Annotated in this window: 24 protein-coding genes and 2 pseudogenes; 8 read left to right on the forward strand and 18 right to left on the reverse strand. The window is 68.7% G+C overall.

The genetic code is table 11. From position 1 onward, the window contains the following. Nucleotides 1–7: 7 nt before the first annotated feature. Together ABSF49_RS02175 and aceE are read right to left on the reverse strand one after the other, a co-directional pair. Entirely contained in the window at nt 8–1,297 is a 1,290-nt protein-coding gene (locus ABSF49_RS02175) for a 2-oxo acid dehydrogenase subunit E2 (protein ID WP_424110990.1), read from the reverse strand. Between the two features lie 55 nt (nt 1,298–1,352). After that, nucleotides 1,353–4,016 carry a pyruvate dehydrogenase (acetyl-transferring), homodimeric type gene (gene aceE / locus ABSF49_RS02180; protein ID WP_424110991.1) on the reverse strand — a complete coding sequence of 888 codons (2,664 nt, stop codon included), beginning with the start codon at nt 4,014–4,016 and terminating at the stop codon, nt 1,353–1,355. A 204-nt stretch (nt 4,017–4,220) separates the two neighbouring features. On the opposite strand from aceE, the gene uraH reads away from it, so the two are divergent. From uraH to ABSF49_RS02205, 5 genes are all read left to right on the forward strand, one after another. After that, on the forward strand, nt 4,221–4,577 hold the full coding sequence (gene uraH, locus ABSF49_RS02185; RefSeq protein WP_424110992.1) for a hydroxyisourate hydrolase: 357 nt from the start codon (nt 4,221–4,223) through the stop codon (nt 4,575–4,577). Nucleotides 4,578–4,810: 233 nt separating this feature from the next. Beyond that, nucleotides 4,811–6,301 carry a DHA2 family efflux MFS transporter permease subunit gene (locus tag ABSF49_RS02190; protein WP_424111013.1) on the forward strand — a complete coding sequence of 497 codons (1,491 nt, stop codon included), beginning with the start codon at nt 4,811–4,813 and terminating at the stop codon, nt 6,299–6,301. Nucleotides 6,302–6,517: 216 nt separating this feature from the next. Next, nucleotides 6,518–6,967 (forward strand): MarR family winged helix-turn-helix transcriptional regulator, encoded by a 450-nt coding sequence (locus ABSF49_RS02195; RefSeq protein WP_424110993.1) that lies wholly within the window; start codon nt 6,518–6,520, stop codon nt 6,965–6,967. Nucleotides 6,968–7,157: 190 nt separating this feature from the next. After that, entirely contained in the window at nt 7,158–8,228 is a 1,071-nt protein-coding gene (locus ABSF49_RS02200) for an HlyD family secretion protein (RefSeq protein ID WP_424110994.1), read from the forward strand. Further along, complete coding sequence (locus ABSF49_RS02205) at nt 8,225–9,778, forward strand: DHA2 family efflux MFS transporter permease subunit (protein WP_424110995.1); 1,554 nt, start codon at nt 8,225–8,227, stop codon at nt 9,776–9,778. Before ABSF49_RS02200 ends, ABSF49_RS02205 begins: the two co-directional genes overlap by 4 nt. A 19-nt stretch (nt 9,779–9,797) precedes the next feature. Here the strand turns inward: ABSF49_RS02205 and ABSF49_RS02210 are convergent, their stop codons facing one another. The 5 genes from ABSF49_RS02210 to plsX are packed head-to-tail and all read right to left on the reverse strand — an operon-like array spanning nt 9,798 to nt 13,855. Beyond that, on the reverse strand, nt 9,798–10,592 hold the full coding sequence (locus ABSF49_RS02210; RefSeq protein ID WP_424110996.1) for a bestrophin-like domain: 795 nt from the start codon (nt 10,590–10,592) through the stop codon (nt 9,798–9,800). Between the two features lie 56 nt (nt 10,593–10,648). Next, nucleotides 10,649–11,329: a hypothetical protein gene (locus ABSF49_RS02215; protein ID WP_424110997.1), complete on the reverse strand. Its 681-nt coding sequence runs from the start codon at nt 11,327–11,329 to the stop codon at nt 10,649–10,651. A gap of 25 nt (nt 11,330–11,354) precedes the next feature. Next, complete coding sequence (locus ABSF49_RS02220) at nt 11,355–11,771, reverse strand: GNAT family acetyltransferase (RefSeq protein ID WP_424110998.1); 417 nt, start codon at nt 11,769–11,771, stop codon at nt 11,355–11,357. A gap of 14 nt (nt 11,772–11,785) precedes the next feature. Further along, nucleotides 11,786–12,769 (reverse strand): beta-ketoacyl-ACP synthase III, encoded by a 984-nt coding sequence (locus ABSF49_RS02225; RefSeq protein ID WP_424110999.1) that lies wholly within the window; start codon nt 12,767–12,769, stop codon nt 11,786–11,788. A 30-nt stretch (nt 12,770–12,799) separates the two neighbouring features. Continuing rightward, nucleotides 12,800–13,855, reverse strand: a complete 1,056-nt coding sequence (plsX, locus tag ABSF49_RS02230; protein ID WP_424111000.1) for a phosphate acyltransferase PlsX — start codon at nt 13,853–13,855, stop codon at nt 12,800–12,802. 198 nt (nt 13,856–14,053) lie between these two features. Between plsX and ABSF49_RS02235 the strand changes: the two genes are divergently transcribed. Continuing rightward, nucleotides 14,054–15,544: an amidase gene (locus ABSF49_RS02235; RefSeq protein ID WP_424111001.1), complete on the forward strand. Its 1,491-nt coding sequence runs from the start codon at nt 14,054–14,056 to the stop codon at nt 15,542–15,544. A 69-nt stretch (nt 15,545–15,613) separates the two neighbouring features. Here ABSF49_RS02235 and ABSF49_RS02240 read toward each other — a convergent pair whose 3' ends face one another. Together ABSF49_RS02240 and ABSF49_RS02245 are read right to left on the reverse strand one after the other, a co-directional pair. Further along, nucleotides 15,614–16,150, reverse strand: coding sequence for a YceD family protein (locus tag ABSF49_RS02240; RefSeq protein WP_424111002.1), 537 nt, complete (start codon nt 16,148–16,150; stop codon nt 15,614–15,616). Further along, a complete protein-coding gene (locus tag ABSF49_RS02245; protein ID WP_424111003.1) occupies nt 16,147–16,692 on the reverse strand; it encodes a ubiquinol-cytochrome C chaperone family protein in 546 nt (181 codons plus the stop codon). Before ABSF49_RS02245 ends, ABSF49_RS02240 begins: the two co-directional genes overlap by 4 nt. A gap of 85 nt (nt 16,693–16,777) precedes the next feature. Between ABSF49_RS02245 and ABSF49_RS02250 the strand changes: the two genes are divergently transcribed. After that, complete coding sequence (locus ABSF49_RS02250) at nt 16,778–17,239, forward strand: outer membrane protein assembly factor BamE (RefSeq protein ID WP_424111004.1); 462 nt, start codon at nt 16,778–16,780, stop codon at nt 17,237–17,239. An 88-nt stretch (nt 17,240–17,327) separates the two neighbouring features. Here the strand turns inward: ABSF49_RS02250 and ahpD are convergent, their stop codons facing one another. The 9 genes and pseudogenes from ahpD to ABSF49_RS02295 form a co-directional block, all read right to left on the reverse strand. Continuing rightward, nucleotides 17,328–17,870, reverse strand: a complete 543-nt coding sequence (gene ahpD, locus ABSF49_RS02255) for an alkylhydroperoxidase, AhpD family (protein WP_424111005.1) — start codon at nt 17,868–17,870, stop codon at nt 17,328–17,330. A 4-nt stretch (nt 17,871–17,874) separates the two neighbouring features. Continuing rightward, on the reverse strand, nt 17,875–18,429 hold the full coding sequence (locus tag ABSF49_RS02260; protein WP_424111006.1) for a peroxiredoxin: 555 nt from the start codon (nt 18,427–18,429) through the stop codon (nt 17,875–17,877). A gap of 202 nt (nt 18,430–18,631) precedes the next feature. Further along, nucleotides 18,632–20,770, reverse strand: a complete 2,139-nt coding sequence (locus tag ABSF49_RS02265) for a sodium-translocating pyrophosphatase (RefSeq protein WP_424111007.1) — start codon at nt 20,768–20,770, stop codon at nt 18,632–18,634. 257 nt (nt 20,771–21,027) lie between these two features. Continuing rightward, nucleotides 21,028–21,981 (reverse strand): lytic murein transglycosylase, encoded by a 954-nt coding sequence (locus ABSF49_RS02270; RefSeq protein WP_424111008.1) that lies wholly within the window; start codon nt 21,979–21,981, stop codon nt 21,028–21,030. 116 nt (nt 21,982–22,097) lie between these two features. After that, nucleotides 22,098–23,000 (reverse strand): bifunctional methylenetetrahydrofolate dehydrogenase/methenyltetrahydrofolate cyclohydrolase FolD, encoded by a 903-nt coding sequence (gene folD, locus ABSF49_RS02275; RefSeq protein WP_424111009.1) that lies wholly within the window; start codon nt 22,998–23,000, stop codon nt 22,098–22,100. Nucleotides 23,001–23,055: 55 nt separating this feature from the next. Next, nucleotides 23,056–23,928 carry an aldose epimerase family protein gene (locus ABSF49_RS02280; RefSeq protein ID WP_424111010.1) on the reverse strand — a complete coding sequence of 291 codons (873 nt, stop codon included), beginning with the start codon at nt 23,926–23,928 and terminating at the stop codon, nt 23,056–23,058. A 163-nt stretch (nt 23,929–24,091) separates the two neighbouring features. Then, nucleotides 24,092–24,643: pseudogene (locus tag ABSF49_RS02285) on the reverse strand (inositol monophosphatase family protein); the annotation flags it as partial. A gap of 16 nt (nt 24,644–24,659) precedes the next feature. After that, nucleotides 24,660–25,640: a thiamine-phosphate kinase gene (gene thiL / locus ABSF49_RS02290; RefSeq protein ID WP_424111011.1), complete on the reverse strand. Its 981-nt coding sequence runs from the start codon at nt 25,638–25,640 to the stop codon at nt 24,660–24,662. After that, entirely contained in the window at nt 25,637–25,906 is a 270-nt protein-coding gene (locus ABSF49_RS02295; RefSeq protein WP_424111012.1) for a DUF3658 domain-containing protein, read from the reverse strand. The genes thiL and ABSF49_RS02295 overlap by 4 nt, the downstream gene beginning before the upstream one ends. Nucleotides 25,907–26,058: 152 nt before the next feature. Here ABSF49_RS02295 and ABSF49_RS02300 point away from each other — a divergent pair. Then, nucleotides 26,059–26,241, forward strand: a pseudogene (locus tag ABSF49_RS02300) (tyrosine--tRNA ligase); the annotation flags it as partial.

Here is a 26,241-nt window from a genome sequence, read left to right on the forward strand (position 1 = left end):
GACGCGGCTAAAGCAGCACGCGCCGCATGTCGGTCGCCGTGTCGCACAGGCGGCGCATGAAGCGCGCCGCCGCCGCGCCGTCGATGACGCGATGGTCGTAGGAGAGGCACAGCGGCAGCATCAGCCGCGGCTGGAACGCCTGGCCGTCCCACAGCGGCGCCATGCGCGCACGGACGACGCCGAGGATCGCCACTTCCGGCGCGTTGACGATCGGCGTGAACGCCGTGCCGCCGATGCCGCCGAGCGAGGAGATGGTGAAGGTCGCGCCTTGCATCTCGGTCGGAGCGAGCTTGCCCTCGCGCGCCTTGGCCGACAGCGCGCCGAGTTCGCGCGCGAGCTCGACGACGCCCTTCTTGTCGACGTCCTTGACCACCGCGACGACGAGGCCGTCGGGCGTGTCGACGGCGACGCCGATGTGCCAGTAGTGTCGATAGATCAGGGCGTCCTTGGCGGGCGCCAAGGCGGAATTGAAGGCCGGAAACGCCTTCAGAGTCGCCACCGACGCCTTCATCAGCAGCGGCAGCAACGAGACGCGATAGGGCGCCGTCTTGTCGGCCTTGGCCGCGTCGTCGAGCGCCCTGCGGAACGCCTCGAGCTCGGTGATGTCGGCCTCGTCGCTATGGGTGACGTGGGGGACGTTGACCCAGGAGGCGTGCAGTCGCGGGCCGGAGATGCGCTTGATGCGCGACAGCGGCACGGTCTCGACCGGCCCGAATTTGGCGAAATCGACGGCGGGAACCTCAGGCAGCCCCGTCCCGCCGCCGCCGCCGCCGCGCGCCGCGATCTTGATGTCGGCGACGGTGATGCGGCCCTTGTCGCCGGTGCCTTGCAGCGCCGTCAGATCGATGTCGAGCTCGCGGGCGAGGCGGCGCGCCGCTGGGCCGGCGAAGACGCCGGAGAAGTCGACCGCCAGGGTCGAGGGCCGCGCCGGGGCGGGCTTGGCGGGGGCGGGCGCGACATCGCGCGCGACGGCGATCGGGACCGCCGGCGCGGGAGGGGCGGCAGGCGGCGCGGCTTCCGCCTTCGGCGCCGGCTGAGCGGCGGCGGCGGGCGCGCCAGCCGCGGCCTCGAGCGTCAACAGCGGCGTGCCCATCGACACCTTGTCGCCGACCTTGGCGACGATCGCTGCGACGACGCCGGCGCTCGGCGCGGGAACCTCGAGCGTCGCCTTGTCGGATTCGAGCGTCAGCAGCGGCTGCTCGGCCGTCACCGCGTCGCCGGGCTTGACCAGAATCTCGATGATCGGCACGTCCTTGAAGTCGCCGATGTCAGGCACTTTGACTTCGATTTTGGCCACCGCCGGTTCTCCTTCGCGCGCGCCAGTTCGGGTCAGTTCAGGAAGGCGAGGCGCATCAGCTCCGCGCCGGATTGGGGGCTTCCGAGTCGATCTCGTAGCGGGCGATCGCCTCGGTTACGCGGCGAGTGGGCAGAAGCTGATCGTCGGCGAGCGCCTTCAGCGCCGCGAGGGCGACGTGGCGCCGGTCGACTTCGAAGAACGAGCGCAGCCGGCGGCGATAGTCGGAACGCCCGAAGCCGTCGGTGCCCAGAGCCTTGTAACGGGCGGGAACGAACTGCCTGACACCGTCGGCGATCGCCTTCACGTAGTCGGTGGCGGCGACGACCGGGCCCGTCCCCTTGCCGAGCGCCTGCTCGACATAGGACAGGCGGCGCGGCTGATCGGGATGCAGCATCGACCAACGGTCGGCGTCGAGGCCGTCGCGGCGCAACTCGGTGAAGCTGGTGACGCTCCAGATCTCGCTCGAGACGCCGAAATCCTGGGCCAGCATCGCCGCAGCGGCTTCGACTTCGCGCAGGATCGCGCCTGAGCCGAGCAGGCGCACGCTCGGGCCGCCTTTCGTCGCTTCGACGGTCCTCAGCCTGTACATGCCGCGCAGGATGCCCTCTTCGGCGCCTTCCGGGATGCCGGGGTGCGGGTAATTCTCGTTGAGGGTGGTGATGTAATAGTAGACGTCCTGGTTCTCGGCGTACATGCGCTTGAGGCCGGCTTGGATGATGACCGCCAGCTCGTAGGCGTAGGTCGGATCGTAGCCGACGCAATTGGGGATGGTCGAAGCGATGAGATGGCTGTGGCCGTCCTCATGCTGCAGGCCCTCGCCGTTGAGGGTCGTGCGACCCGACGTGCCGCCGATGAGGAAGCCGCGAGCGCGCATGTCGCCCGCCGCCCAGGCGAGATCGCCGACCCGCTGGAACCCGAACATCGAGTAGTAGATGTAGAACGGGATCATCGGCGTGTTCGACGTCGAATAGGACGTCGCCGCGGCGATGAAAGAGGCCATCGCGCCGGGCTCGTTGATGCCCTCCTGGAGGATCTGCCCTTTGCTGTCCTCGCGGTAGTACATCAGCTGGTCGGCGTCCTGCGGCCGGTAGAGCTGGCCGACCTGGCTGAAGATGCCGATCTGGCGGAACAGGCCCTCCATGCCGAAGGTGCGGCTCTCGTCGGGGACGATCGGGACGATGCGCTGGCCGATCGCCTTGTCGCGCAGCAGCGTCGTCAGGATGCGCACGAACGCCATGGTGGTGGAAATCTCGCGGCCTTCGGCGGTCGGCTTCAGCAGCGCGTCGAAGGCGGAGAGCGGCGGGATCTCGAGCGGCGCGGACGAGCGCCGGCGCGACGGCAGCGGCCCGCCGAGCTCGGCCCGGCGCGCGCGCAGATATTTCATCTCCTTGCTGTCTTCAGGCAGGCGGAGGAACGGAACTTTGGCGAGGTCGGCGTCGGAAACGGGAATGTCGAAGCGGTCGCGGAACGCCTTCAGCGCTTCGTCGCCGATCTTCTTGGCCTGGTGGGCGATCATCTGGCCTTCGCCCGCCGTGCCCATGCCGTAGCCCTTGACGGTCTTGGCGAGGATGACGGTCGGCTGGCCCTTATGGTCGACCGCGGCCTTGTAAGCGGCGTAGACCTTGATCGGATCGTGGCCTCCGCGCGTCAGCGACCAGATCTTGTCGTCGCTCCACTCGGCGACCATCGCCGCCGTCTCGGGATAGCGGCCAAAGAAATTCTTGCGGATATAGGCGCCATTCTTGGACTTGAAGTCCTGGTATTCGCCGTCGACGCATTCTTCCATCAATTGGCGCAGCTTGCCGGAATGGTCCGCCTCCAGCAGTTCGTCCCAACCGGAGCCCCACAGGCACTTGATGACGTTCCAGCCCGAGCCGCGGAAGCCAGCTTCGAGCTCCTGAACGATCTTGCCGTTGCCGCGCACCGGCCCGTCGAGGCGCTGCAGGTTGCAGTTGACGACGAAGATGAGATTGTCGAGCTTTTCGCGGCCGGCGAGCGAGATCGCGCCAAGCGACTCCGGCTCGTCCATCTCGCCGTCGCCGCAGAAGACCCAGACCTTGCGCCCGGTGGTGTCGGCGAGGCCGCGGCCGTGCAGATAGCGCAGGAAGCGCGCCTGGTAGATCCCCATCAGCGGCCCGAGGCCCATCGAGACGGTCGGGAACTGCCAGAATTCCGGCATCAGCCACGGGTGCGGATAGGAAGACAGGCCGTGGCCGCCGACTTCCTGGCGGAAATGGACGAGCTGATCCTCGCTGAGGCGGCCTTCGAGAAAGGCGCGCGCGTAGATGCCGGGCGAACTGTGGCCCTGAAAATAGACCAGGTCGCCGCCGTGGTTGTCGTCGGCGGCGCGCCAGAAATGCATGAAGCCGGTGTCGTAAAGGGTCGCCGCCGACTGGAAGCTGGCGATGTGGCCGCCGAGCTCGGAGGATTCCTTGTTGGCGCGCAGCACGATCGCCGCCGCGTTCCAGCGGATGTAGCGGCGGATGATCTGCTCGAGTTTGCGATCGCCGGGATGCGGCGGCTGGTCCTCGAGGCGGATCGTGTTGACGTAGGCGGTGTTGGCGGCGAACGGGAGCTGCGCGCCCTTGCGCCGCGCCGACGTCACCACGGCGTCAAGCAGCTCGTCGACGCGATTGAGGCCTTCAAAAGCCTCGACCGAATCCAACGCATCGAGCCACTCGCCGGTTTCGGCGGCGTCGCCCCTCAGGTCGTCGTTCATGAAGCCTCCCTGACGCCGCGATTCGGTCGGTTTCGTCGGCCCGCGGCTTTTGCCTCTCTGTCACGAGGTCTGTCGATTGGCAATTGCGACGCAGGCGATCCACGCATGCGGAATTCGCATGGCCCAGCCGCCCCACTGACGCTTTTCTCCTACCAAAGGCGAACGGATTCGACTAGACGGACCGCTTAAGGATGAGGCAGACGCATGGCGGGCCTGACGACGCACGTTCTCGACACCAGCATCGGACGCCCCGCCTCGGGCGTCGAGATCGAACTGCATCGGCTCGGCGCGGACGGCGTGCGGACGCTGATCAAGCGGGCCAAAACCAACGCCGACGGTCGCACCGACGCGCCCCTCCTCGCCGCCGCCGAGGCGCGAGCCGGAACCTACGAACTGTCGTTCCATGTCGGCGCCTATTTCCGCAGCCGGGGCGCGCCGACGAGCGAGCCGCCGTTCCTCGACGTCGTGCCGATCCGCTTCGCCCTCGCCGACCCGGGCGCGCATTACCATGTTCCGCTGGCAGCGACGCCGTGGAGCTATTCCACCTACCGCGGCAGCTAGGCCGGCGCCCGCTGCGGCGACGAAATTCGGAAAAATTGGCCTAGCGCAAAGCCGGCGGTAACGCTCGCCGCTTATTATAAGCCTGCATATCATAAGCGAGCCTTGTTGTGACTCTGGCGCACCACTGGGCCGGAGGCCGGGCGTCGGCGTTTCGCGCCGCCGTGCGGCATCCGGTCGTCGAATCGTTACGCGAATTGTCGGCCTCGCGCCGCGCCATCATCAGCGTGTTCGTGATGACGGCGACGATCATGCAGGTGCTCGACACCACCGTCGCCAATGTCTCGCTGCCCTACATGCAGGGGACGCTGTCGACCACCCAGGATCAGATCAACTGGGTGCTGACCTCGTATATCATCGCCTCGGCGATCATGACCTCGCCGGTGGGGTGGATGTCGGCGCGCTTCGGCCGCAAACGGCTCTACATCGTCTGCACCGCCGGCTTCACCGTCGCCTCGATGCTGTGCGGCGTCTCGCAAAACATCGAACAGATGGTGCTGTTCCGGCTGACCCAGGGCGCATTCGGCGCGGCGCTGGTGCCGCTCGCCCAGGCGGTGATGCTCGACGCCTACCCGACCGCCCAGCGCGCCGCGGCGATGGCGATCTGGGGCATGGGCATCATGCTCGGGCCGATCATGGGCCCGGTGCTCGGCGGCTATCTGACCGAGAACTATTCCTGGCGCTGGGTCTTCTACGTCAACGTGCCGTTCGGCCTCCTGACCGCGTTCGGGCTGTCGGTGTTCATGCCGGAGAGCCGCCTCCGCCGCGACCAACCGTTCGCTTGGTTCGGCTTCCTGTCGCTGTCGATCGGCGTCGGCGCGCTGCAGATGATGCTCGACCGCGGCCAGGACATCGGCTGGTTCGACTCAAGCGAGATCTGGGCCGAGGCGATCCTGTCGGTCGCCGGCTTTTATTTCTTCGTCGCCGACAGCGTCACCGCCGAACGCCCGTTCATCGAGATGCGCCTCTTCCGCGACCGCAACTTCTCGCTCGCGCTGGTGCTGATGTTCCTCAACGGCTTGGTGCTGATGTCGACGATGGCGCTGTTGACGCCGATGTTGCAGAACCTGCTCGGCTATCCGGTGCTGGCGAGCGGCTATTTGCTCGGCGCGCGCGGCATCGGCACCTTCGTGGCGATGAGCATCGTCGGCCGCCTGCTCGGCACGCGCGACGGGCGTCCATACATGCTGTTCGGCCTCGCGCTCGCCACGCTGGCGCAATGGGTGATGGCGGGCTGGAACGACAACGTCTCCGCCAGCGAGATCGCGTTCAACGGCATGTTGCAGGGCTTCGGCCTCGGCTTCGTCTTCACCCCGCTCAACACCATCGCGTTTTCGACCCTGCCCAAGGAGCTGCGCACCGAGGCGACCGGACTGTGGACGCTGGTGCGCAACATCGGCGCCTCGATCGGCATCTCGATTCTCATCGCCAGGCTGGTCAGCCGCACCGCCTATTTCCACAGCCAGCTCGCCGAGCACGTCACCCCGTTCAACGACGCCATGCGCCTGCCCGACGCGGCGGCGCTCGCCGACCACAGCCAGCGCGGCCTCGCCATCCTCGACGGGATCGTGACGCAGCAGGCGGCGGTGATGAGCTATTCGAACGACTTCTACGTGATGACGATCATCTCGCTGGTCGCCTTCCCGTTCGTGATGATGATGCGCCATACGAAACCAGCCGCCGCCCCGCCGAGCGAAGAGGAGGCGGCGGCTGCGCCAGCGGAGTGAACGCACGACCAACGGTCAAGCGACGATGGCGCGACCAGACCACGGCCAGGGGCGCCGGAAGCCCCGGTCGAGGTCCGCCACGCCGCCGGCGAATGTGTGGAAAACGCCTCAGAATAAATCGGAATTTAAATGATTACGCAGAATCTTCAGTCGCCTCCCCTTGCAGGGGGGAAACCGGCTTATTATAAGTCACCATATAATAAGCGAGACCGAAATTTGACCGCCGCCTCCCCCTCGCGCGAGTTCGCGTTCGCGCTACATGATGTTGCGCGCATGCTGCGCACCTATTCCGACCATCGCGCCCGCGAGGTGCACATGACGCGCGCCCAATGGGCCGTGCTCAGCAAGTTGAGGCGCAGCGAGGGCCTCAAGCAGCGTGAGCTGGCCGACATGCTCGACGTCGCGCCGATCACCCTGGCGCGGCTGGTCGACAAGCTGACGGCCTCGGGCCTGGTCGAACGGCGCGAGGACGCCGCGGACCGCCGCGCCAACCGCCTCTTTCTTACGCCGGACGCGGCGCCGGCGCTCAAGCGACTCGACATCCTCAGCGAAGACGTGCTCGGCCGCGCGTTGAGCGGCCTCGACGAAGCGACAATTACGAACCTGCGGACGAGTCTCGAGCGGATCCGCTCCAATCTCAAGCACGAACTGAGCTGCGGAGGCTGACCTGGTGTCGCAATCGTCAATGAGTTCCCGCGACAGGCCGAACGAACCGACCCCGCTCAACCGGGCGCCGGCGACTCCCGCGCGCCCCATCGATCCGGCCCCAGCCGCGCCCGTTTCGCCGTCCGCGCCGCCGCGCGAGGAGGCGCTCACCGCCCCTGCGCCGCGCAATCGCGCGGGTTTGAGCCGCTTCATGCTGCTGGTCGTCTTGCCGGCCGTGGCGGTCGTGCTCGGGACGATGTGGTGGCTTTCGGGCGGCCGCTACATCTCGACCGACAACGCCTATGTCGGCGCGGACAAGTCGCTGATCACGCCGCAAGTCACCGGCCCGATCGTCGCCGTTCACGTGCGCGAGGGCCAGCGGGTTGAAGCCGGCGCGCCGCTGTTCGACCTCGACTCGGCGCCCTACCAGACCGCGCTGACTCTGGCGCAAGGGCGGGTGGCGGCGGCCAAGGTCGAGTTCGTCAATCTGCAGGCCTCATTCGCCAGCAACGAGGACCAGATCCGGATGGGCGAGGAGGCGGTGCAACTGCGCCAGAAGGACTACGACCGCAAGTCCAATCTGCAGAGAACCGGCGCCGGCACGGCCGCGGATGTCGACACCTCGCGCGCCTCCCTCCTTATGTACCAGCAGATTCTCGCTTTCACGCGCTACATGCAGCAAACGACGACGGTCAAGCTCGGCGGCGGGCCAGAGGCGACGATCGACGCTTTCCCTGACTACATTCAGGCCAAGGCTGGGCTCGACGACGCCGAGCGCAATCTGGCCCGCACCCATATTGTCGCGCCAATCTCCGGCGTGGCGACGCAAGTCGACCAGATCGAGCTTGGCCGGGTCGCGCCGGCGGGCCAGGCCGTGTTCGCCATCGTCGAAGACCGCGGCCTGTGGGTCGACGCCAATCCGAAGGAGTCGGACCTCACTTACGTTCACGCCGGCCAGCCGGCGAGCGTGACGATCGACACCTTCCCCGGACGCGAGTTCAAGGGCCGGGTCTGCTCGATCGCGCCCGGCACCGGTTCGCAATTCTCGATCCTGCCGGCGCAGAACGCGAGCGGCAACTGGGTCAAGGTGGTGCAACGCGTGCCGTTGCGTTTCTGCTTCGACGCCGACGAGAACACCATCGGTCTGCGCGCCGGCATGAGCGCGAACGTCTCGATCGACACCGGGCGCTCGCGCTCGCTGGGCGAGCTGCTGATCTCGCCCTTCGTCTGGATCGAGTCCTGGTTCGTCTCGCCGTCGGCCGCCGAGACCGCCGCCCCATGAACCAGCAGACCGCCGATAACATGGCGCCGTTGACGCGCGCCATGCTGACGGTCTGCGTCATGATGGCGACCGTCATGCAGGCGCTCGACACGACGATCGCCAATGTCGCCCTGCCCTACATGCAGGGGTCGCTGTCGACCACCCAGGATCAGATCAACTGGGTGCTGACCTCCTATATCGTCGCCGCGGCGATCATGACCTCGCCGCTCGGCTGGCTGGCGACGCGCGTCGGCCGCAAAAAGCTGTTCATCGTCTGCACCGCCGGCTTCACCGTCGCCTCGATGCTGTGCGGGATCGCACAGAGCATCGAGGAGATGGTCGCCTTCCGCCTGTTGCAGGGCGTGTTCGGCGCTGCGCTGGTGCCGCTCAGCCAAGCGGTGATGCTCGACGCCTATCCGCCGGCCCGTCGCGGCTCGGCGATGGCGATCTGGGGCATGGGCGTGATGCTCGGGCCGATCATGGGCCCGACCCTCGGCGGCTGGCTGACCGAGTATTATTCGTGGCGCTGGGTGTTCTTCGTCAACCTGCCGTTCGGCATCCTGACCGTGCTCGGCCTCTCCGCCTTCATGAGCGAGAGCCCGGTCCGCCGCGACGTGCCGTTCTCGTGGTTCGGCTTCCTGTCGCTGTCGCTCGGCATCGGCGCGCTGCAGATGATGCTCGACCGCGGCCAGGATCTGGGCTGGTTCGGCTCCGGCGAAGTCGTCGCCGAAGCGATCCTCTCGGTCGTCGGCTTCTATTTCTTCCTCGTCGACTCGACGACGTCGAAGCGGCCGTTCGTCGCCGTGCGCATCTTCCGCGACTGGAACTTCTCGGTCGCGCTGGTCTTCATGTTCATCATCGGCATCATCCTGCTGGCGACGATGGCGCTGGTGACGCCGTTCATCCAGAACCTGCTCGGCTACCCGGTGCTGGCGAGCGGCTATTTGCTCGGCACACGCGGCGTCGGCACGTTCTTCGCGATGATGCTGGTCGGGCGGCTGCTCGGCAAATACGACGCGCGGATCCTGATCTTCATCGGTCTGGTCCTTTCGACCGCGTCGCTGTGGGTCATGGTCGGCTGGACCACCGACACCTCCGCCACCACGATCGCGATCTACTCGGTCATTCAGGGCGTCGGGCTCGGCTTCGTCTTCGTGCCGCTCAACACCATCGCCTTCGCCACCCTGCCCGGCGCCCTGCGCACCGAAGGCGCGGCGCTGTGGACACTGATTCGCAACATCGGCTCGTCGGTCGGCATTTCGATCGTCATCGCCCAGCTCACCAACATGGTGACGACTTACCACAGCCAGCTGGTCGAGCACGTCACGCCGTTCAACGACGCGATGCGCCTGCCGGACGCCGTGACGATCGCGGGACAGTCGCTCGGCACGCTGGCGCGGCTCGACGGCCTCGTCACCCAGCAGGCGGCGATCATCGCCTATTCCAACGACTTCCTGCTGATGACCTTCGTCTCGCTCTCGGCATTCCCGCTGCTCGCCTTGATCCGCGCGGCCAAAAGCGCGCCCGCGCCGAGCGGCCAGGGCCATTCGGCGGCGGCGGCGATGGAGTGAGGCGAGCGCCTCCCGCGCCTCACTGCATCATGTCGGCGAGCGCGCGGCGCATCGAATCGCTCGGCACGCCGAACAGGCCGCCGTAGGGCACGTCGAGATCGTGGATGACGAAGACCGCCGAGCTGACGGCGACGGCGCACATCACGACGACGATCACGTTGAGCGTGTTCGGCGGCGCGCGCAGACCGAAGCTGGCGAAAACGATCGCCAGCCAGAACACCAGCACCCAATAGAACGGCGTCGAGATCGACCCGTGCACGCCCTCGATCACCACCCAGCGGCTCTTGACCGCGTCGGAATAGTCGCTCGCGCAGGCGGCGGCTTGCGCGCGGTGGAAGGCGTCGCTCGGCTCGAGCCCGCGCACTGCGAGGCCTATGTCGTCCATGAGGTTGGCGAGCGTCGGATCCTCGCCGGTCTGGCGCATGTGGCTCGTGTCGGGAAAGGCGACGCCTTGCGGCGCCGGCTCGTCGGGCCAGGTCGAGGCGATGACGGCCGCGACATAGCCGCGCAATTGCGCGCGCGTCGACGCCGTCTCCGGTCCGTAGTCGCGCAGGCAACGGTCGAGCTGGGCGAGTTGGCCGGCGTAGAGCCCACGCGCCTGATAGGCGTTCTCGAACCCGGTCTTGACCGACGACGTCAGCAGGCCAAGCACGATCGCGGTGAAAGTCACCAGCAAGCCGAGCGCCAGATGGACGAGCTCGATCGAATCGGGCGTGCGATGCCGTTCGGGAAGGCGGCCATGAACAAAGAAGCCGAGCGCCGCGCTGGCGCACAGCGCGAAGAAGACCAGCAGCGGCGGCCACAGCTCGGACATGACCCAGACTTCACCGGACGCGCCACCCCCGTCAATGGCGCGCTGCGCCGCGAGGGTTAAGCGGAGCCACGCGCTGAAAGAAAGGCGCGCATGTGGAAAGCCGCCTCGGCCGGCTCATGGGCCCAATCGGCGCCGACCGGACAGGCGCGTCGGGCAAGACAGGCGCCCGCCATGCAGGCGCGGCCGGCCGGACGACCGAGATGGGCCGCGCAGGCGGCGACGTCGTAGCCGGCGCCGGTGAAGGCGCCGACCGGACAGGCGGAGAGGCACGGCCGCGCGACGCAGGTCTCGCAGGCACTCGCCGCGGCGCGGAACGGCGGGACCGCGAGGCGTTCGGCGAAGGCGAGCGCGCCGCGATAGCCGCGCCACAAGCCCTCGGTCGGATGGATCAGCAGGCCGAGCGGCGAGACGTGCATCGGCTCGGCGCGCATCGCCCACCGCTGAAACGGCCAGTGCGGCGGACCGTCGAACGGGTAGAGCGCACGCGCGCCGAGTTCCGTCGCCAGCGCGCCGACGACGCGCCGGCTCCAGCGGTCGAGCGGATCGGCGCCGCGGTCCTCGGCCTCCGGCGAGCCGGAGAACGCCGCCCAACCGCGCCGACCGGCGAGGCCGACGAGCGCGATCGTCGCGACGTCGGCCAACTCGCCCTGACGTTCGTCGTCTTGGAGCGCGAAGGCGCCGTGCGCGGCGAGGCCGCGCCGTTCGATCGTTTTCACGATCGGCGCCCAGGCGAGCATCCGCCCTCCCCGTTCGCCCGCGCCGTCAGCTGAGGACGCGCTGCAACAGAACCGCGTCGCTGCGGCGATAGCCGAGCGACTCGTAGAAGCCGAGCACCGCGGCGTTTTCGGCGCGCACCAGCAGGTTGAGCTTGGGCGCGTCGCGCTCTGCGAGCCAGTCTTCCGCCGCCTTCACCATGCGCGCGCCGATCCCCCGGCGCTGCAGATCGCGCGCCACGGCGAGATAGTAGATCCAGCCGCGATGGCCGTCCCAGCCGACCATCACCGTCGCCGCCAGGCGCGCGCCCGCGTGGGCGGCGAGGATCGTCGAGTTCGGCCCGACCAGCGCGAGGCGAATATCGGCGTGCGGGTCGTTCCACGGCCGCCACAGACCCGCCTCTCGCCACAGGGCGACGGAGGCTTCGATTTCGCTCTCGGCGAGCGAGTCGATGACGAGATCCACGACTTCCATCGCCCTCACCAACGGATCAGCGCCGCGCCCCAGGTGAAGCCGCCGCCCATCGCTTCGATCATCACCAAGTCGCCCTTCTTGATTCGCCCGTCCTTGACCGCAACGTCGAGCGCGAGCGGGATCGAGGCGGCCGACGTGTTGCCATGGCGGTCGACGGTGACGACGACCTTCTCGCGCGCCAGCCCGAGCTTGTCGGCGGAGGCGTCGATGATGCGGCGGTTGGCCTGATGCGGCACGAACCAGTCGATGTCGGCGGCGGTGACGCCGGCGTCGTCGAAGCAGGCCTTGATGACGTCGGTCACCATGCCGACCGCGTGCTTGAACACCTCGCGGCCTTCCATGCGCAGATGGCCGACCGTCTGGGTCGTCGACGGGCCGCCGTCGACATAAAGCTTCTCGCGATGACGGCCGTCCGAGCGCAGCTGAGTCGAGATGATTCCCGGCGACGTCAGCTTGCCGTCGCTCGAGCCCGCCTCGAGCACGATCGCCCCCGCCCCGTCGCCGAACAGCACGCAGGTCGTGCGGTCGGTCCAGTCGAGCAGGCGCGAGAAGGTCTCGGCGCCGATCACCAGCGCGCGCTTGTGCGAGCCGGAGACGAGAAACTTGTCGGCCGTCGCGACGGCGAAGACGAAGCCGGAGCAGACCGCCTGCAGATCGAAGGCGACGCCGTGTCTGATCCCGAGCGCCGCCTGCACCTGGGTCGCCACCGCCGGAAACGTGTAGTCGGGCGAAGAGGTGGCGACGACGATGAGGTCGATGTCGGCGGGCTTCAGCCCGGCGTCGGCGAGCGCCGCCTCGGCGGCGCGCGTCGCCAGCGTCGACGTCGTCTCGCCGTCGCCGGCGACGTGGCGCTGGCGGATGCCGGTTCGCTGCACGATCCACTCGTCGGTGGTGTCGACGATCGTCGCCATTTCGGCGTTGGCGATCACCCGCGGCGGCAGGCAGGCGCCGACGCCACGCACGGTTGAACGAAGTCTGGCAGCATTCATGAAGGAAAGGTCCCTAAGCGGGAAGGCGTTTCAGGTGACGGCCGGCGCGACGGTCGGGGCGCGCGCTTCGTTGGCCTGGGCGATCATGTCGCGGATCTTGCCGAGCAGCTCCTGGCGGACCATGTCGTAGCCGACTTCGATCGCGCCGGCGACACCCTCCGCGTCCGCCCCGCCGTGGCTCTTGATCACGACGCCGTCGAGACCGAGGAAGACCCCGCCGTTGACCCGCCCGGGGTCCATCTTGTCGCGCAGCGCGCGAAACGCGTCGCGGGCGAGCAGATAGCCGAGGCGCGACATCCAGCTGTGGTTCATCGCGTCGCGCATCCATTGCGAGATCTGCTTGGCGGTGCCTTCGGCGGTCTTGAGCGCGATGTTGCCGGTGAAGCCCTCGGTGACGAAGACGTCGACCGCGCCCTTGCCGAGGTCGTCGCCCTCGACGAAACCGTGATAACGCAAGTTGGGCAAGGCGGTTTCGCGCAGCACGCGGCCCGCCGCCTTGACCTCCTCGATGCCCTTGATCTCTTCGACGCCGACGTTGAGCAGGCCGACGGTTGGGCTGTCGATGTCGAAGACGATGCGCGCCATCGCCGCGCCCATGATCGCCAGGTCGATCAAGTGCTCAGCGTCGGCGCCGATCGTCGCGCCGACGTCGAGGACGATCGATTCGCCGCGCAAGGTCGGCCACATCGCGGCGATCGCCGGGCGCTCGATCTGCGCCATGGTGCGCAGGCAAACCTTGGCCATCGCCATCAGCGCGCCGGTGTTGCCGGCCGAAACGGCGCAGTCGGCCTCGCCCTTCTTCACCGCCTCGATCGCCTGCCACATCGACGACGTGCGCCGGCCGGCGCGCAAGGCCTGGCTCGGCTTGTCGGTCATTTTGACCGCGACGTCGCAATGACGCAGGCGCGATTTGCTTTTCAGGGCCGGATACCCCGCCAGCAGCGGCGCCATCGCCGGCTCGTCGCCGAACAGAAGGAACTCGACGTCCGGCCTCCGCTCGAGGGCGATGGCCGCCGCCTTGAGCACGACTGGCGGCCCGTGATCGCCGCCCATCACGTCGAGCGCTATGCGGATATCCCTTTTCATACCCTTTTTCTGTCCCGCGGGGGTCCGGCGCCCCGCCGGCGCGCGGCACAATAACGTCTTCGCGCCGCAAGGCAAATTTTCTTGCGCCGTCTACGCCCTTGCCATGGGCGCGCCGCTCGGCCGAAGATGAGGTCCGCGGCTCCATGCGCGCCGGGGTCGAGGCGTCGGCGCCGCGCCGCCAACAGGGAGGCGAACGGCATGGGCGGCTTTGCGGATTTTGCGCGCTTCGACGGCCTCGGGCTCGCCGAGCTGGTGCGCCGCGGCGAGGTCGCGCCGATCGAGCTCGTCGAAGAGGCGATCGCCCGGATCGAGGCGCGCAATCCGGCGCTCAGCGCCGTGGTCTACAAGCTCTACGACAGCGCCCGCGCCGCGGCGCGCGGCCCGCTCTCCGGCCCGTTGGCCGGCGTGCCGTTCCTGCTCAAGGATCTTGGCGCGACGCTCGCCGGGACGCCGACCAGCGAGGGCAACCGCCGCCTTGCCGAAATTCCGCGCGAGGCCGACAGCGAGCTCGTCGTCCGCTATCGCAAGGCAGGGCTGATCTTCGTCGCCAAGACCAACACGCCCGAGTTCGGCCTTGCTCCCGTCACCGAGCCTGAAGCATTCGGAATCTGCCGCAATCCCTGGGATGTGAGCCGCACGCCGGGCGGCTCGAGCGGCGGCTCCGGCGCGGCGGTGGCGGCGCGCATGGCGCCCTTCGCCCACGCTTCCGACGGCGGCGGCTCGATCCGCATTCCCGCTTCGTGCTGCGGCCTGGTCGGCCTCAAGCCGACGCGCGGGCGCACGCCGACCGGCCCGGTCGAGGGCGAAGCGTGGCGCGGCTTCACGATCGGCAACGCGCTGACGCGTTCCGTCCGCGATTGCGCGGCCCTGCTCGACGCCGTCCAGGGCGCCGACGCCGGCGCGCCTTACGAAATCAAGCCGCCGGCGCGACCCTATCTCGACGAAGTCGGCGCGCCGCCCGGCCGGCTGCGCATCGCCTTCACCGTCGCGCCGATGCTCACCGATGCGATTCATCCCGATTGCGTCGCCGGCGTCCAGGCGACCGCGGCGCTGCTCGCCGAACTCGGCCACGAGGTCGTCGAAGCGCAGCCGCCGCTCGACCGCGAACCCTGGCTCGACGCGTTCGTGAAGATCGTCGCCGCCGAGACTTGCGTCGACATCGAGCGGGCGCAGCAACTGGTCGGCCGTAAGCTCGGCGCCGGCGATTTCGAGATCGCCACCTGGGTGGTCGGTTCGCTCGGCCGCTCGTTCAGCGCCGCCGAGTACGCCGCCGCGGCGCGCTTCGCGCAGCGCTGGTCGCGGCAGGCCGGCGCGTTCTTCAGCGGATACGATGTTCTACTGACGCCGACTCTGGCGCAGCCGCCGCTGCCGCACGGCGCGCTGAAGCCGACGCCGGCTGAGGCCGCGATTCTGCAGGCGGTCGGCCGCCTCGACGCCGGCTGGTTCATGCGCATAACCGGGCTGGCGCGCGAATTGTTGAAGAAGCCGCTGACCTTTATTCCTTATACGCCGCTGTTCAACGTCACCGGCCAGCCGGCGATGTCGCTGCCGCTGCACTGGACCGAGTCCGGCCTGCCGATCGGCATGCAGTTCGTCGCGCGGATGGGCGACGAGGCGACCCTGTTCCGCCTCGCCGGCCAGCTCGAGCAGGCGCGGCCGTGGTTCGACCGCGCGCCGCCGGGCTATTGAGCGGCTCTTGTCGACGCGCTCGGCGAGCGCGTCTGCGCGGCCGGCGGCCGCGCCTACAAGCGCTGCGCGTCAGCGTTTCTTCTTCGGCTCGGCGAGCGGGGCGAACGGCGAATCCTGGCCGCCCTGCGGCTCGGGCGGATCGAACGCGACGCCGGGCTTGCGCGGATAAGGATCGAGGCCGAGCGCAAAGAACTCGGCCGCCAGCGCGCCGAGGTCGATTCTGCCGTCGACGATCGGATCGGGGGGATCCTCGCCGCCGACCTCGACCGTTTCGGCGTCGTCTTCTCTCGCGCGCCGGACCGTCTCGGCCGCTTCAGCCGGCGCGAAACGCACATCGACCGGCTCGTCGACCGTCGCCGCGAACGGCTCGAGGCTGACGACGCAGACCTGGGTGACTTCGGCGTGGACGTCGCCGGTCACGCGCGCGCCGCCGCGGCCGCTACGCCGCACCGTGAAGTTCGCCGTCACGCTGGCGATCGCCGGCAGGCGGTTGATCGCGGCGAGCGCCGCGCATTCCTCGGGGCTGGCCTCGATCGTCTGGGTCAGGCCGTCGGCCGGCAGCGCGTCGATCCTGACCCGGCGGCTAAGCGGCGGCGCGTCGCTCATCGGGCTTCTCCTTCAACGGCGGGCAAGCGGAAGCGCCCGGCGGCGAAATCCTCGTAGCGTGTCCGGTCGAGCGCCGCTGCGGCGGCGGCGACGCGGCGAGCGAGGCCGCTCACCCCGGGCGGCGCGGCCGACGCGCCATAGACATTTCGCGCCAGAGCCGCGGCCAACGCCGCTTCGTCGCCGGAATCAAGAGCGGCGGCATAGGCCCGGCTGCGCCCGGCGAAGTCGCCGGCCATCGTCTTGATCCGCCGCGCGACGCCAGCGTCGCCGATCGCCATCTCGCGCAGCGCGTCCTCGAAACCGCGAAAGACGCGGTCGACCAGCTCCTGCGCCATATCCGCCCCTTGCGGACCGAGGGCGAGAAGCCGACGCACCACCAGCGCCGCATGCAGCACCACCATCTCGAAGCGGCCTTCGATCGTGTCGGCGACCCCAGCTTCCTGGTAAAGTGCAGGCGTGCGCGCCGCGGCCACGATCTCGCCGTGAATCTGGTCGATCAGGAAGCGGTTGGCGCGCCGGGCGCGCCAGTGGGCAAAGAACATGCGGCGCCTTGCTTTTGGTCGGCGCGTCGGGTTAGGCATCGCCGGACGATCTGGCAAGCGAAAAGCTGCGGAGGGGAAAGCCATCATGCGGCCGAACATCAAGGTCAGCGCCCCTCGCCTGTTGGCGGCGGCCGGAGCGCTTGCGCTCGCGGCGGCCTTGAGCGGCTGCCTCGGCTACGACGGCGACTTCGATCGCGGCTATCAGGTCGACCAGCAGACGCTCGATCAGGTCCAGGTCGGCAAGACCGACAAGCCGCAGGCGCTGGCGCTGATGGGCACGCCGTCGACGACCTCGACCGTCGGCGGCGACGCCTGGTACTACATCGGTCAGAAAATGTCGCGCGCGCTCGCCTTCATGCCGGCCAAGATGACCGACCAGACCGTGCTGGCGATTTATTTCGACAAGGGCGGGAAGGTCGCGCGAATCGCCAATTACGGCATGAAGGACGGCGAGGTGTTCGACTTCGTTTCGCGCACGACGCCGACCGGCGGCGCGGAGCCGGACTTCCTGCGCAACATGATGACCGGCCTGTTCCGCTTCAGCTGAGCGACGGCTTACGGACGCGCGCGGCGGGCGCGTCTCTCTTCACCGACAAGGAAAGCGCGGCCGGCGGCCGCGCTTTTCGTCGGACGGGTCAGGCGGCGCTGGCCGGCGCTGTCGCCGCCGCCTCGAGCGCCACTGCGGTCGACTGGACGATCGCGGCGTAGCGCAGCGCGGCGTGGATCTGATCGGCCGGAACGCCGCCGTCGCGAAGAACCTTCTCATGCGAATCGATGCAGGCGCCGCAGCCGTTGATCGCCGACGCCGCCAGGCACCACAGCTCGAAATCGAGCTTCGGCGCGCCGGGGTTGGCGATGACGTTCATCCGCAACCGCGCCGGCATCTTCGCGTATTCCTTGTTGGAGGCGAGATGCACGGCGCGATAGTAGACGTTGTTCATCGCCATCACCGTCGCCGCGGCGCGCGCCGCCTGCTGGACCTCCTCCGGCAGGCGGGCGGCCGCTTCGGCGGCGAAGGCGTCGCGCACTTCGGCGTTGCGCGTGGCGATGGCGCAGGCGAACAGCAGGCCCCACTTGGTCGGCTCGGCCAGAATCTCCTCGCTGGCGAGAGCGGAGAGATTGAGCCGCGCGTCGCGGAACGCTTCCGGCAGTCGCGCCTTGAGCGCGTCGATCGACATCGGCTCAGGCTGCGTTCAGCGTCGCGCCGCCAACCTCGCGGCCGCAGGCGCACAGCTCGTCGGTCTGCAGCGCGTCGAGCACGCGCAGCGTGTCCTTGGGGGCGCGGCCGACGTTGAGATTGGTGGCGTAAACGTGCTGGACGACGTTGCTCGGATCGACGACGACGGTGACGCGATAGGCGACCCCGTCAGGCGAACGCACGCCGAGACCGTCGACCAGCGAGCCGTTGCTGTCGGCGAACTGCCACATCGGCAGCTTGTGCAGATCCTTGTGGTCGCGCCGCCAGGCGAGCTTGACGTGCTCGTTGTCGGTCGAGCCGCCGAGCACGACCGCGTCGCGATCGGCAAATTCGGAACCGAGCCGCGCGAATTCGGCGATCTCGGTCGGGCAGACGAAGGTGAAGTCCTTGGGATAGAAGAAGATGACTTTCCACTTGCCGGGGAAGCTCGCTTCCGTCAGCGTTTCGAACGCGCTTTGTCCGTTCTCCTCGTGGAAATGGAACTTCGGCTTCACGCCGACGACCGAAAATGCGGGAAGCTTTTCGCCAATGCCGATCATCATGCTCTCCTGAAAATCGTCCGGATCAGGTCCGCTACGACTTAGAACGGTTCTAAGACCTCAGCCGCGGTCCGCAATGCGGCCATTCGCCGCGTTGACGCCATTGCTGCAGCGCGCGCGCCAAACGAAAAGGGCGGGGTTTCCCCCGCCCTGATCTGTCTGTGACGCGCCGCTTTGGCGGCGGCGCGTGGAGATCCGCCCGTCAGTGGTGGGCGAGGATCGCGAGCAGCAACAACGCGACGATGTTGATGATCTTGATCAGCGGGTTGACCGCCGGGCCGGCGGTGTCCTTGTAGGGGTCGCCGACGGTGTCGCCGGTCACCGACGCCTTGTGCGCGTCGGAACCCTTCAAGTGCTTGACGCCGTCCTTGTCGACGAAGCCGTCCTCGAAGCTCTTCTTGGCGTTGTCCCACGCGCCGCCGCCCGAGGTCATCGAGATGGCGACGAACAGGCCGTTGACGATGACGCCGAGCAGCGAGGCGCCGAGCGCGGCGAAGGCCGAAGCCTTGGAGCCGGAGATCAGCAGCACGCCGAAGTAGACGACGAACGGCGCCAGCACCGGCAGCAGCGAGGGGATGATCATTTCCCGGATCGCCGCCTTGGTCAGCATGTCGACCGCGCGGCCGTAGTCGGGCTTCTGCGTGCCCTGCATGATGCCGGGCATTTCCTTGAACTGCCGGCGAACCTCCATCACCACCGAGCCCGCCGCCCGGCCGACGGCGGTCATCGCGATGCCGCCGAACAGGTAGGGGATGAGACCGCCGAAGATCAGGCCGGCGACGACAAACGGGTTGGCGAGGCTGAAATCGACCGTGCCAACGCCCTGGAAGTAAGGCACCCCGGTATCGACGAAATGCTTGATGTCGTTGGTGTAGGCCGCGAACAGCACCAGCGCGCCGAGGCCCGCCGAGCCGATTGCGTAACCCTTGGTGACCGCCTTGGTGGTGTTGCCAACCGCGTCGAGCGCGTCGGTCGAATGACGCACCTCCTTGGGCAGGCCCGCCATTTCGGCGATGCCGCCGGCGTTGTCGGTGACCGGGCCGAAGGCGTCGAGCGCGACGATCATGCCGGCGAGGCCGAGCATCGTCGTCACCGCGATCGCCGTGCCGAACAGGCCGGCGAGTTCGAAGGTGGCGATGATGGCGGCGACGATGACGATCGCCGGCAGCGCCGTCGATTCCAGCGACACCGCAAGACCCTGGATGACGTTGGTGCCGTGACCGGTGACCGACGCCTGGGCGATCGAAACCACCGGGCGCTTGCCCGAGCCGGTGTAGTACTCGGTGATGACGACGATCAGGCCGGTGACAATGAGACCGATCAGGCCGCAGACGAACAGCGCCCAGCCGAAGACCGTCTGACCGGCGATGACGCCGATCGAGCCCCAACCGACAACGAGCTGGGTGGCGATCGCCAGACCGACGATCGACAGCAAGCCGGTGGCGATGAGACCCTTATAGAGAGCGCCCATGATCGAGTTGTTGGCGCCAAGCTTGACGAAGAACGTGCCGATGATCGAGGTGATGATGCACACGCCGCAGATCGCCAGCGGATAGAGCATCGTCTGCGCGAGGTTGGGAGCTCCGGCGAAGAAGATCGAGGCGAGCACCATCGTCGCCACGACCGTCACCGCATAGGTCTCGAACAGGTCGGCGGCCATGCCGGCGCAGTCGCCGACGTTGTCGCCGACGTTGTCGGCGATCGTCGCCGGGTTGCGCGGATCGTCCTCGGGAATGCCGGCTTCAACTTTGCCGACCAGGTCGGCGCCGACGTCGGCCCCCTTGGTGAAGATGCCGCCGCCGAGACGGGCGAAGATCGAGATCAGCGAGGCGCCGAAGCCGAGCGCCACCAGCGCGTCGATCACGGTGCGATCGGACACCGCGTAGCCGAGCGGACCGGTGAGCACCCAGTAGTAGACGGAGACGCCGAGCAGCGCGAGACCAGCCACCAGAAGTCCGGTCACCGAGCCGGCCTTGTAGGCGACGTCGAGGCCGGCGGCGAGCGACTGGGTCGCCGCCTGGGCCGTGCGCACGTTGGCCCGCACCGAGACGTTCATGCCAATGAAGCCCGCCGCGCCGGAGAGGATCGCGCCGATCAGGAAGCCGATCGCCACCGTCCACGACAACAGCAGGCCGAGGGCGATGAAGACGACCACGCCGACCGCGGCGATGGTGGCGTACTGGCGCTTCAGATAGGCTTGCGCGCCTTCGCGCACCGCGGCGGAGATTTCCTGCATCCGCGCCGAGCCGCTATCGGCGGCCATCAACTTCGTGACGGTGTAACCGCCGTAGACAAGCGACAACGCGCCGCAAAGTATAATAAGAATTAGACCCAAGGCCATGGCGTCCCCCAGGGAACGGAATCGCGGCGTTAAGCGCCGCCCGCTTCAGACGAGGCGGCGTATGCCAGAATCCCAACCCACAAACAATGCGCAGGCTCAAATGCGACCGCTTGTTGCGTTGCGATAAAATGTGACGAAACTGCCGGCCAATTCGTGGCCTAGCCGACGAAACCGCCGCTTGAGCGGAGCGTGGAGCGCCCGCCGCGGTCCGCGCTAATTCGCCGCAGTCCGCGCCCCATGTCGAATGCAGCGGGGACTCACTGCGCGTCGGACTCGGCCAGCCGGTCGGCGAAGAAGGCGATCGTCTTGGCGTAGACCGGCGCGGCGTTCCATTCGAGCAGCGCGGCGAAATTGGGCTCGCCCTCGTGGAAGCCCTGGCCGCGCTTCCAGCCCTTGTTCTTGAGGAAATTGGCGGTCGAAGCGAGCGCGTCCTCGGCGTTGCCGACCAGATCGGCGATCACGCCGCCGTCGGCGCTGGTCGCGTATTTGAGATAGGTCGAAGGCATGAATTGCGTTTGGCCGATCTCGCCCGCCCAGGCGCCGTGCATCTCCTCCGGCTGCATGTCGCCGCGCGCGACGAGCTTCAAGGCGTCGACGAGTTCTTCGCGGAACTGGTCGGCGCGGCGGCAATCGTAGGCGAGCGTCGCCAGCGCGTTGAATGTCGGATAATTGCCGACGCCGGCGCCGAACTCGGATTCGAGCCCCCAGATCGCCACCAGCACCGGGCCGGGCACGCCGAAGCGCTTCTCGATCTTTTCCAGCGGCTCGGCGTAGGCGACCAGCATCTGCCGCCCCTTGCGCACGCGATAGGCGGTGACGCGCTTGGCGACGAATTTGTCGAAGTCCTGCCCGAACGAACCTTGGCGCCGGTCGTGGGCGATGACGTCAGGATCGTAGGCGACGTCGCTCAGCGCCGAGTCGATGACCGCCGGCGGCAGGCCGTCAATCTCCGCTTGCTGTTTGAAGCCCTGGAGCCAGGCGGAGAAGCCGTCCGGCGTCACGCCGCAATCGGCGGGCGGCGCGGCCAACTTTGCGGCGACCGGCGCCGGCGGCGGCGGCGCGGCGACCGGCGAAGCGAATGGAGCGGCGATCGGCTGGGAAGACGGCGCGGCGAGCAAGTCCTGGCTGGCGAGCGCCAGCGCTGCGCCCGCCATCGCGGCGCGCGCGAAGGCCCGAAGACCCCGGGCGGCGATATCGGCCTCTTTCTTCATCGGCGAACTCCGGCCTCCTCCAAGCAAACTCTCGGCCAAATGTCGGCCAAAGCCAATGTTGAAGACGTCGCCGCAAAATAATGGCCGAAGCTTGGCGGGCGCCGCGCCAGCCAGGCTCAGGCCCGCGCCGCGCGCGTCGCGGCGGCGAGCGTGTTGGCCATCAGCATCGCGACCGTCATCCGGCCGACGCCGCCGGGAACCGGCGTGATCGCGCCGGCGCGCGCCGCGGCTTCGGCATAGGCGACGTCGCCGACCAGTCGCGTCTTGCCTTCGCCCTTTTCGGGCGCGGCGACGCGATTGACGCCGACGTCGATGACGATCGCGCCCGGCTTGATCCAATCGCCGCGCACCATCTCCGGTCTGCCGACCGCCGCCACCAGCACATCGGCGCGGCGCGCGACCGCCGCCAACTCGCGCGTGCGCGAGTGCGCGATCGTCACCGTGCAATTGCGGGCGAGCAGCAGTTGCGCGATCGGCTTGCCGACCAGATTCGAGCGGCCGACGACGACCGCTTCGAGCCCGTCGAGCTTGCGGCCGAGCGCCTCGCACGCCTTGTCGATCATCGCCATCGCGCCGGCCGGCGTGCAGGGAACGATCGCGCGCTCGAGCGCGCCGGTCGCAAGCAGCCCGGCGTTGACCGGATGCAGGCCGTCGACGTCCTTCTCCGGCGCGATCGCTTCGACCGCGCGCGCCGCCGACAGGCCGGCGGGCAACGGCAGTTGCACCAGCACGCCGTGGATCGCCGGGTCGGCGTTGAGCTTGGCGATCAACCCAAGCAGCTCGGCCTCGCTCGTCTCGGCCGGCAGCGTGCGCTGGAGGGAATGGAAGCCGCAGGCGAGCGCGGCGCGACCCTTGGCGGCGACGTAGGTCTGGCTCGCCGGATCGTCGCCGACCAGGACCACCGCGAGGCCCGGCTTGACGCCGCGCGCTTCGAGCCCCCGCGCCCCCTCGGCGACGCGCGCCAGCACGCCGTCGGCGATGGCTTTGCCGTCGAGCACGAAAGCGGAGGAAGCGGTCATCATGTCTCCTGCGACGCGGCCGGTCCGCGCTCATTGCCCTCTCGCGGCGCGAATCTCAAGCGGCGAAATAGCGGTAGACCGCCTGATGGCGCGCGCGCGCGCCGGGCGCGAGCGAACGCATCGCCGGCTTTTCGAACAGGTCGCCGGCGAAGCCCTCGGGATCGCTGTAGCCGGTCCAGGCTTCGAGACAGAGAAACGGCGCGCCGGGCCGCGTCCACAGCGCGGCACGGCCGAAGCCGGCGAAATCCATTGCGATCGCCGAGCCGTCGGCCTGTTCAAATCGCAGCGAGCGGCTCGCCGGATCGAGGAAGCACAAGGCGTCGCTGGCGAAGAGGCCGTCGTCCAGCGGCAGCGCCTTGCCCTCGAGCGGAATCGCGCGCCTCTGGGCGCTGATCAGGCCGCCCGGCGCGAGCGCCGGCACGAGCGCGGGCTCGTCCTGCTCGAAGCGGACGCGCGCGCCGGCGCGCCCGGCGCCGGCGAACGGCCATCGGAAGCCGGGATGGAGGCCGCAGGCGTAGGGCGCCGGCGCGTCGCCGGGATTGGCGACTTCGAGCGTGATCTCCAGCGCCGCACCGGCAAGGCGATACTCGACTGCGAATGCGAATGCGAATGGGTAGAGCGCGCGCGTCCGGGCGTTGTCGCGCAGCGTCAGTCGGGCGAAAGCGCCGGCCGCCGTCTCGACGGCGAAGTCCTGATCGGAGGCGAAGCCGTGCAGGCGCAGCGGATAGCGCTGGCCGCCGACCCGCGCCCCGTCGCGCGTCCAGCCGACCACCGGATAGAGGATCGGGCTGATCTGATCCCAGATCGCCGGATCGCTCGGCCACAGCAATTCGACGCCGCCGACGCTCCACGCGATCGCTTCCGCGCCGCGGCGCGCGATCGCAAGCCGCGCCTCGCCCGCGGCAAGCGCAATCGCCGCTTCCGTCATGGCGCGAGCCCTGGAATCGCGGCGACGGCGACCAGCGAATCTTTGAGGCCCGGCGCGCAGGCGACGATCGGCGCGCCGCGTCGCAGACCATCGCCGGCGAGGAAAGTCCGGCGGCGACGTAAGCGAGCGCGAGCGCGCCCGAGCCGCCGCGCGTCACCGCCGCGCCGGACGCCACGACCCGGCCTATCAGTCCGAGAAAGGCGTCAGCGCCCGAGCGCATGTTCCAGCCGACCTCGACGCCCGCCGTCTTGAGATCGGCGACGGCGGAAGCGCGGATCGTCGCGCCGTTGAGCGTCGCCCCGCCGCCGCGGCGGGCGGCGAACAATTCGTCGACCATCGGATCGTAGATCACGCCGACCTCGGCCTGGCGGTCGAGCACGGCGGCGATCGAGACGCAAAAATGCGGCGCGCCGCGAGCAAAATTCGACGTGCCGTCGATCGGATCGACCACCCAGATCGGCGCGCCGGCCTTGCCGACCCGCCCTTCGCCCTCCTCGCCGATGAAGCCGTCTTCAGGAAAGGTCGCGTGCAGGCGCGTGGCGATGAAGCGTTCGATCTCGCCGTCGACCTCGGTCAGATAGTCCTGCGGTCCCTTGAAGCCGACGGTGAACGACGAGCGGTCGAGAAAGCGACGCTTGGCGTTCTGGCCGGCTTCGCGCGCCAGCGCGCAGGCGACGAGCAAGCGGTGGACGAAAGCGGACGCTTCGACGGTCAAGCTCTGGCTCCTGGATTCAAAAGTGGCTGAACGAGCCGCGCCCGAACTTGAACGGGCGCCCCTCGTGATCGACGAAGCGCGGCGCTGCGGCGCCGGCGACCGCTTCGCCGATCGGCGTGACGGCGACGCCGGCCTCGGCGGCGGCCGCCTCGAATGCGGCGGCCGCGGACGCGGGCGTCGCGACAATGAGTTCGTAATCGTCGCCGCCGCTGGCGGCGACTGGAAACAGGCTCGGATCGGCGCCGATCGCCGCGCTGGCGGCGGGCGACAGCGGCAACCGGCTCATCTCGATCGTCGCGGTGACGCCGCTCACCCTGAGCATCTTGGTCAGGTCGCCAACGAAGCCGTCGGAAATGTCCATCCCAGCGCTGGCGAAGCGGGCGATCGCGGGCGCCAGAGCCAGCCGCGGCTGCGGCAGAAGGTAACGGTCGAGCAATTGCAGGCGGTCGGCGTCGGCGAGCGCCGGCCCCTGCCCGAGCCGCAGGCGCAGGCCGAGCGCGGAATCGCCGACCGTGCCGGTGACGTAAAGCCGGTCGCCGGAGCGCACGCCGCCGCGCGCGGCGAAGCGGCCGGGCTCAACCGCGCCGATGGCGGTGATCGCCAGCGTCAGCGGCCCCGGCGTCCTGACGGTGTCGCCGCCGATTAGCGGACAGCGATAGGCCGCCGCGTCGTCGCCGAGCCCGGCGGCGAAGCCGGCGAGCCAGTCCGCCGTCCAGTCGCCGGGCAGCGCCAGATTGAGCGCGAAGCCGATCGGCTCGGCGCCCTTGGCGGCGAGGTCGGACAGATTGACCCTCAGCGCCTTGCGCGCGATCGCGCCGGGCGGATCGTCGGCGAAGAAATGGACGCCGGCGACCAGGGCGTCGGTGGTGACGACGAGATCGCGCCCCGCCGGCGGCTTCAGCAGCGCGACGTCGTCCTTCAGCCCGAGCCCGGCCGGGCCGGCGAGCGGCGCGAAATAGCGCGCGATCAGTTCGTCTTCGCCGGGGCGGTCGGTCACGTGCGGAGGTCCTGGCGCCAAGCGTTGTCGCCGCCTTCCGCGCCCGGCAGTCGCACTTCGCTGAATCGTGAACGGCTCAGGTTTCCCTGAGCGACCAGGCGCCCCCGCACGACGAGCGCGCGCACGCGAGCCACGACGACATCGAGCTGTTCGTCCGACGGATCGAGGCCGCGTTCCTGCATTGTCTCAGCGGCGATCCTCGCCACCTTCAGCCAACGTTCGCCAGCATGCGACAAGATCGTCGCGTCGAGTTCGTCGACGTCCATGCGCAATCTCCCACGCGTTGGAAGGCCCGCCGGCGCAGGTCGACCCCAGTGTGACTCTCGCGCGGTTGATTGGGCAAGGGGCCGGCTCGTCCGGTTGCATAACCGCCTGTGGCCTCCTAAACAACCCGCGCCAGCGGCCGAGGAGCCAAAAGGTGACCGACGCGTTCAACCCCCGTTCCGATTTCCTGCGCGTGCTGATCGAGCGCGGCTACCTCCACCAGTGCTCGGACTTCGCCGGCCTCGACGCGAAAGCGCTGAGCGGATCGCTGGTCGCCTATATCGGCTTCGACTGCACCGCGCCGTCGCTCCACGTCGGCTCGCTGCTGCAGATCATG

The organism is Roseiarcus sp. (assembly GCF_049514155.1).
Lineage (GTDB): Bacteria > Pseudomonadota > Alphaproteobacteria > Rhizobiales > Beijerinckiaceae > Roseiarcus.

Bases quoted from the DNA above. Each gene is read 5' to 3' on its own strand.
- ABSF49_RS02245 (WP_424111003.1), bottom strand. From the start codon at position 16,692: ATGTTCTTTGCCCACTGGCGCGCCCGGCGCGCCAACCGCTTCCTGATC.
- ahpD (WP_424111005.1), bottom strand. From the start codon at position 17,870: ATGTCGATCGACGCGCTCAAGGCGCGACTGCCGGAAGCGTTCCGCGAC.
- ABSF49_RS02235 (WP_424111001.1), top strand. From the start codon at position 14,054: ATGGGCGGCTTTGCGGATTTTGCGCGCTTCGACGGCCTCGGGCTCGCC.
- ABSF49_RS02190 (WP_424111013.1), top strand. From the start codon at position 4,811: ATGACGGCGACGATCATGCAGGTGCTCGACACCACCGTCGCCAATGTC.
- ABSF49_RS02260 (WP_424111006.1), bottom strand. From the start codon at position 18,429: ATGATCGGCATTGGCGAAAAGCTTCCCGCATTTTCGGTCGTCGGCGTG.
- ABSF49_RS02265 (WP_424111007.1), bottom strand. From the start codon at position 20,770: ATGGCCTTGGGTCTAATTCTTATTATACTTTGCGGCGCGTTGTCGCTT.
- plsX (WP_424111000.1), bottom strand. From the start codon at position 13,855: ATGAAAAGGGATATCCGCATAGCGCTCGACGTGATGGGCGGCGATCAC.
- ABSF49_RS02215 (WP_424110997.1), bottom strand. From the start codon at position 11,329: ATGCTCGCCTGGGCGCCGATCGTGAAAACGATCGAACGGCGCGGCCTC.
- ABSF49_RS02280 (WP_424111010.1), bottom strand. From the start codon at position 23,928: ATGACGGAAGCGGCGATTGCGCTTGCCGCGGGCGAGGCGCGGCTTGCG.
- uraH (WP_424110992.1), top strand. From the start codon at position 4,221: ATGGCGGGCCTGACGACGCACGTTCTCGACACCAGCATCGGACGCCCC.
- aceE (WP_424110991.1), bottom strand. From the start codon at position 4,016: ATGAACGACGACCTGAGGGGCGACGCCGCCGAAACCGGCGAGTGGCTC.
- ABSF49_RS02250 (WP_424111004.1), top strand. From the start codon at position 16,778: ATGCGGCCGAACATCAAGGTCAGCGCCCCTCGCCTGTTGGCGGCGGCC.
- ABSF49_RS02210 (WP_424110996.1), bottom strand. From the start codon at position 10,592: ATGTCCGAGCTGTGGCCGCCGCTGCTGGTCTTCTTCGCGCTGTGCGCC.
- ABSF49_RS02225 (WP_424110999.1), bottom strand. From the start codon at position 12,769: ATGAATGCTGCCAGACTTCGTTCAACCGTGCGTGGCGTCGGCGCCTGC.
- ABSF49_RS02200 (WP_424110994.1), top strand. From the start codon at position 7,158: ATGCTGCTGGTCGTCTTGCCGGCCGTGGCGGTCGTGCTCGGGACGATG.
- folD (WP_424111009.1), bottom strand. From the start codon at position 23,000: ATGACCGCTTCCTCCGCTTTCGTGCTCGACGGCAAAGCCATCGCCGAC.
- ABSF49_RS02240 (WP_424111002.1), bottom strand. From the start codon at position 16,150: ATGAGCGACGCGCCGCCGCTTAGCCGCCGGGTCAGGATCGACGCGCTG.
- ABSF49_RS02205 (WP_424110995.1), top strand. From the start codon at position 8,225: ATGAACCAGCAGACCGCCGATAACATGGCGCCGTTGACGCGCGCCATG.
- ABSF49_RS02295 (WP_424111012.1), bottom strand. From the start codon at position 25,906: ATGGACGTCGACGAACTCGACGCGACGATCTTGTCGCATGCTGGCGAA.
- ABSF49_RS02270 (WP_424111008.1), bottom strand. From the start codon at position 21,981: ATGAAGAAAGAGGCCGATATCGCCGCCCGGGGTCTTCGGGCCTTCGCG.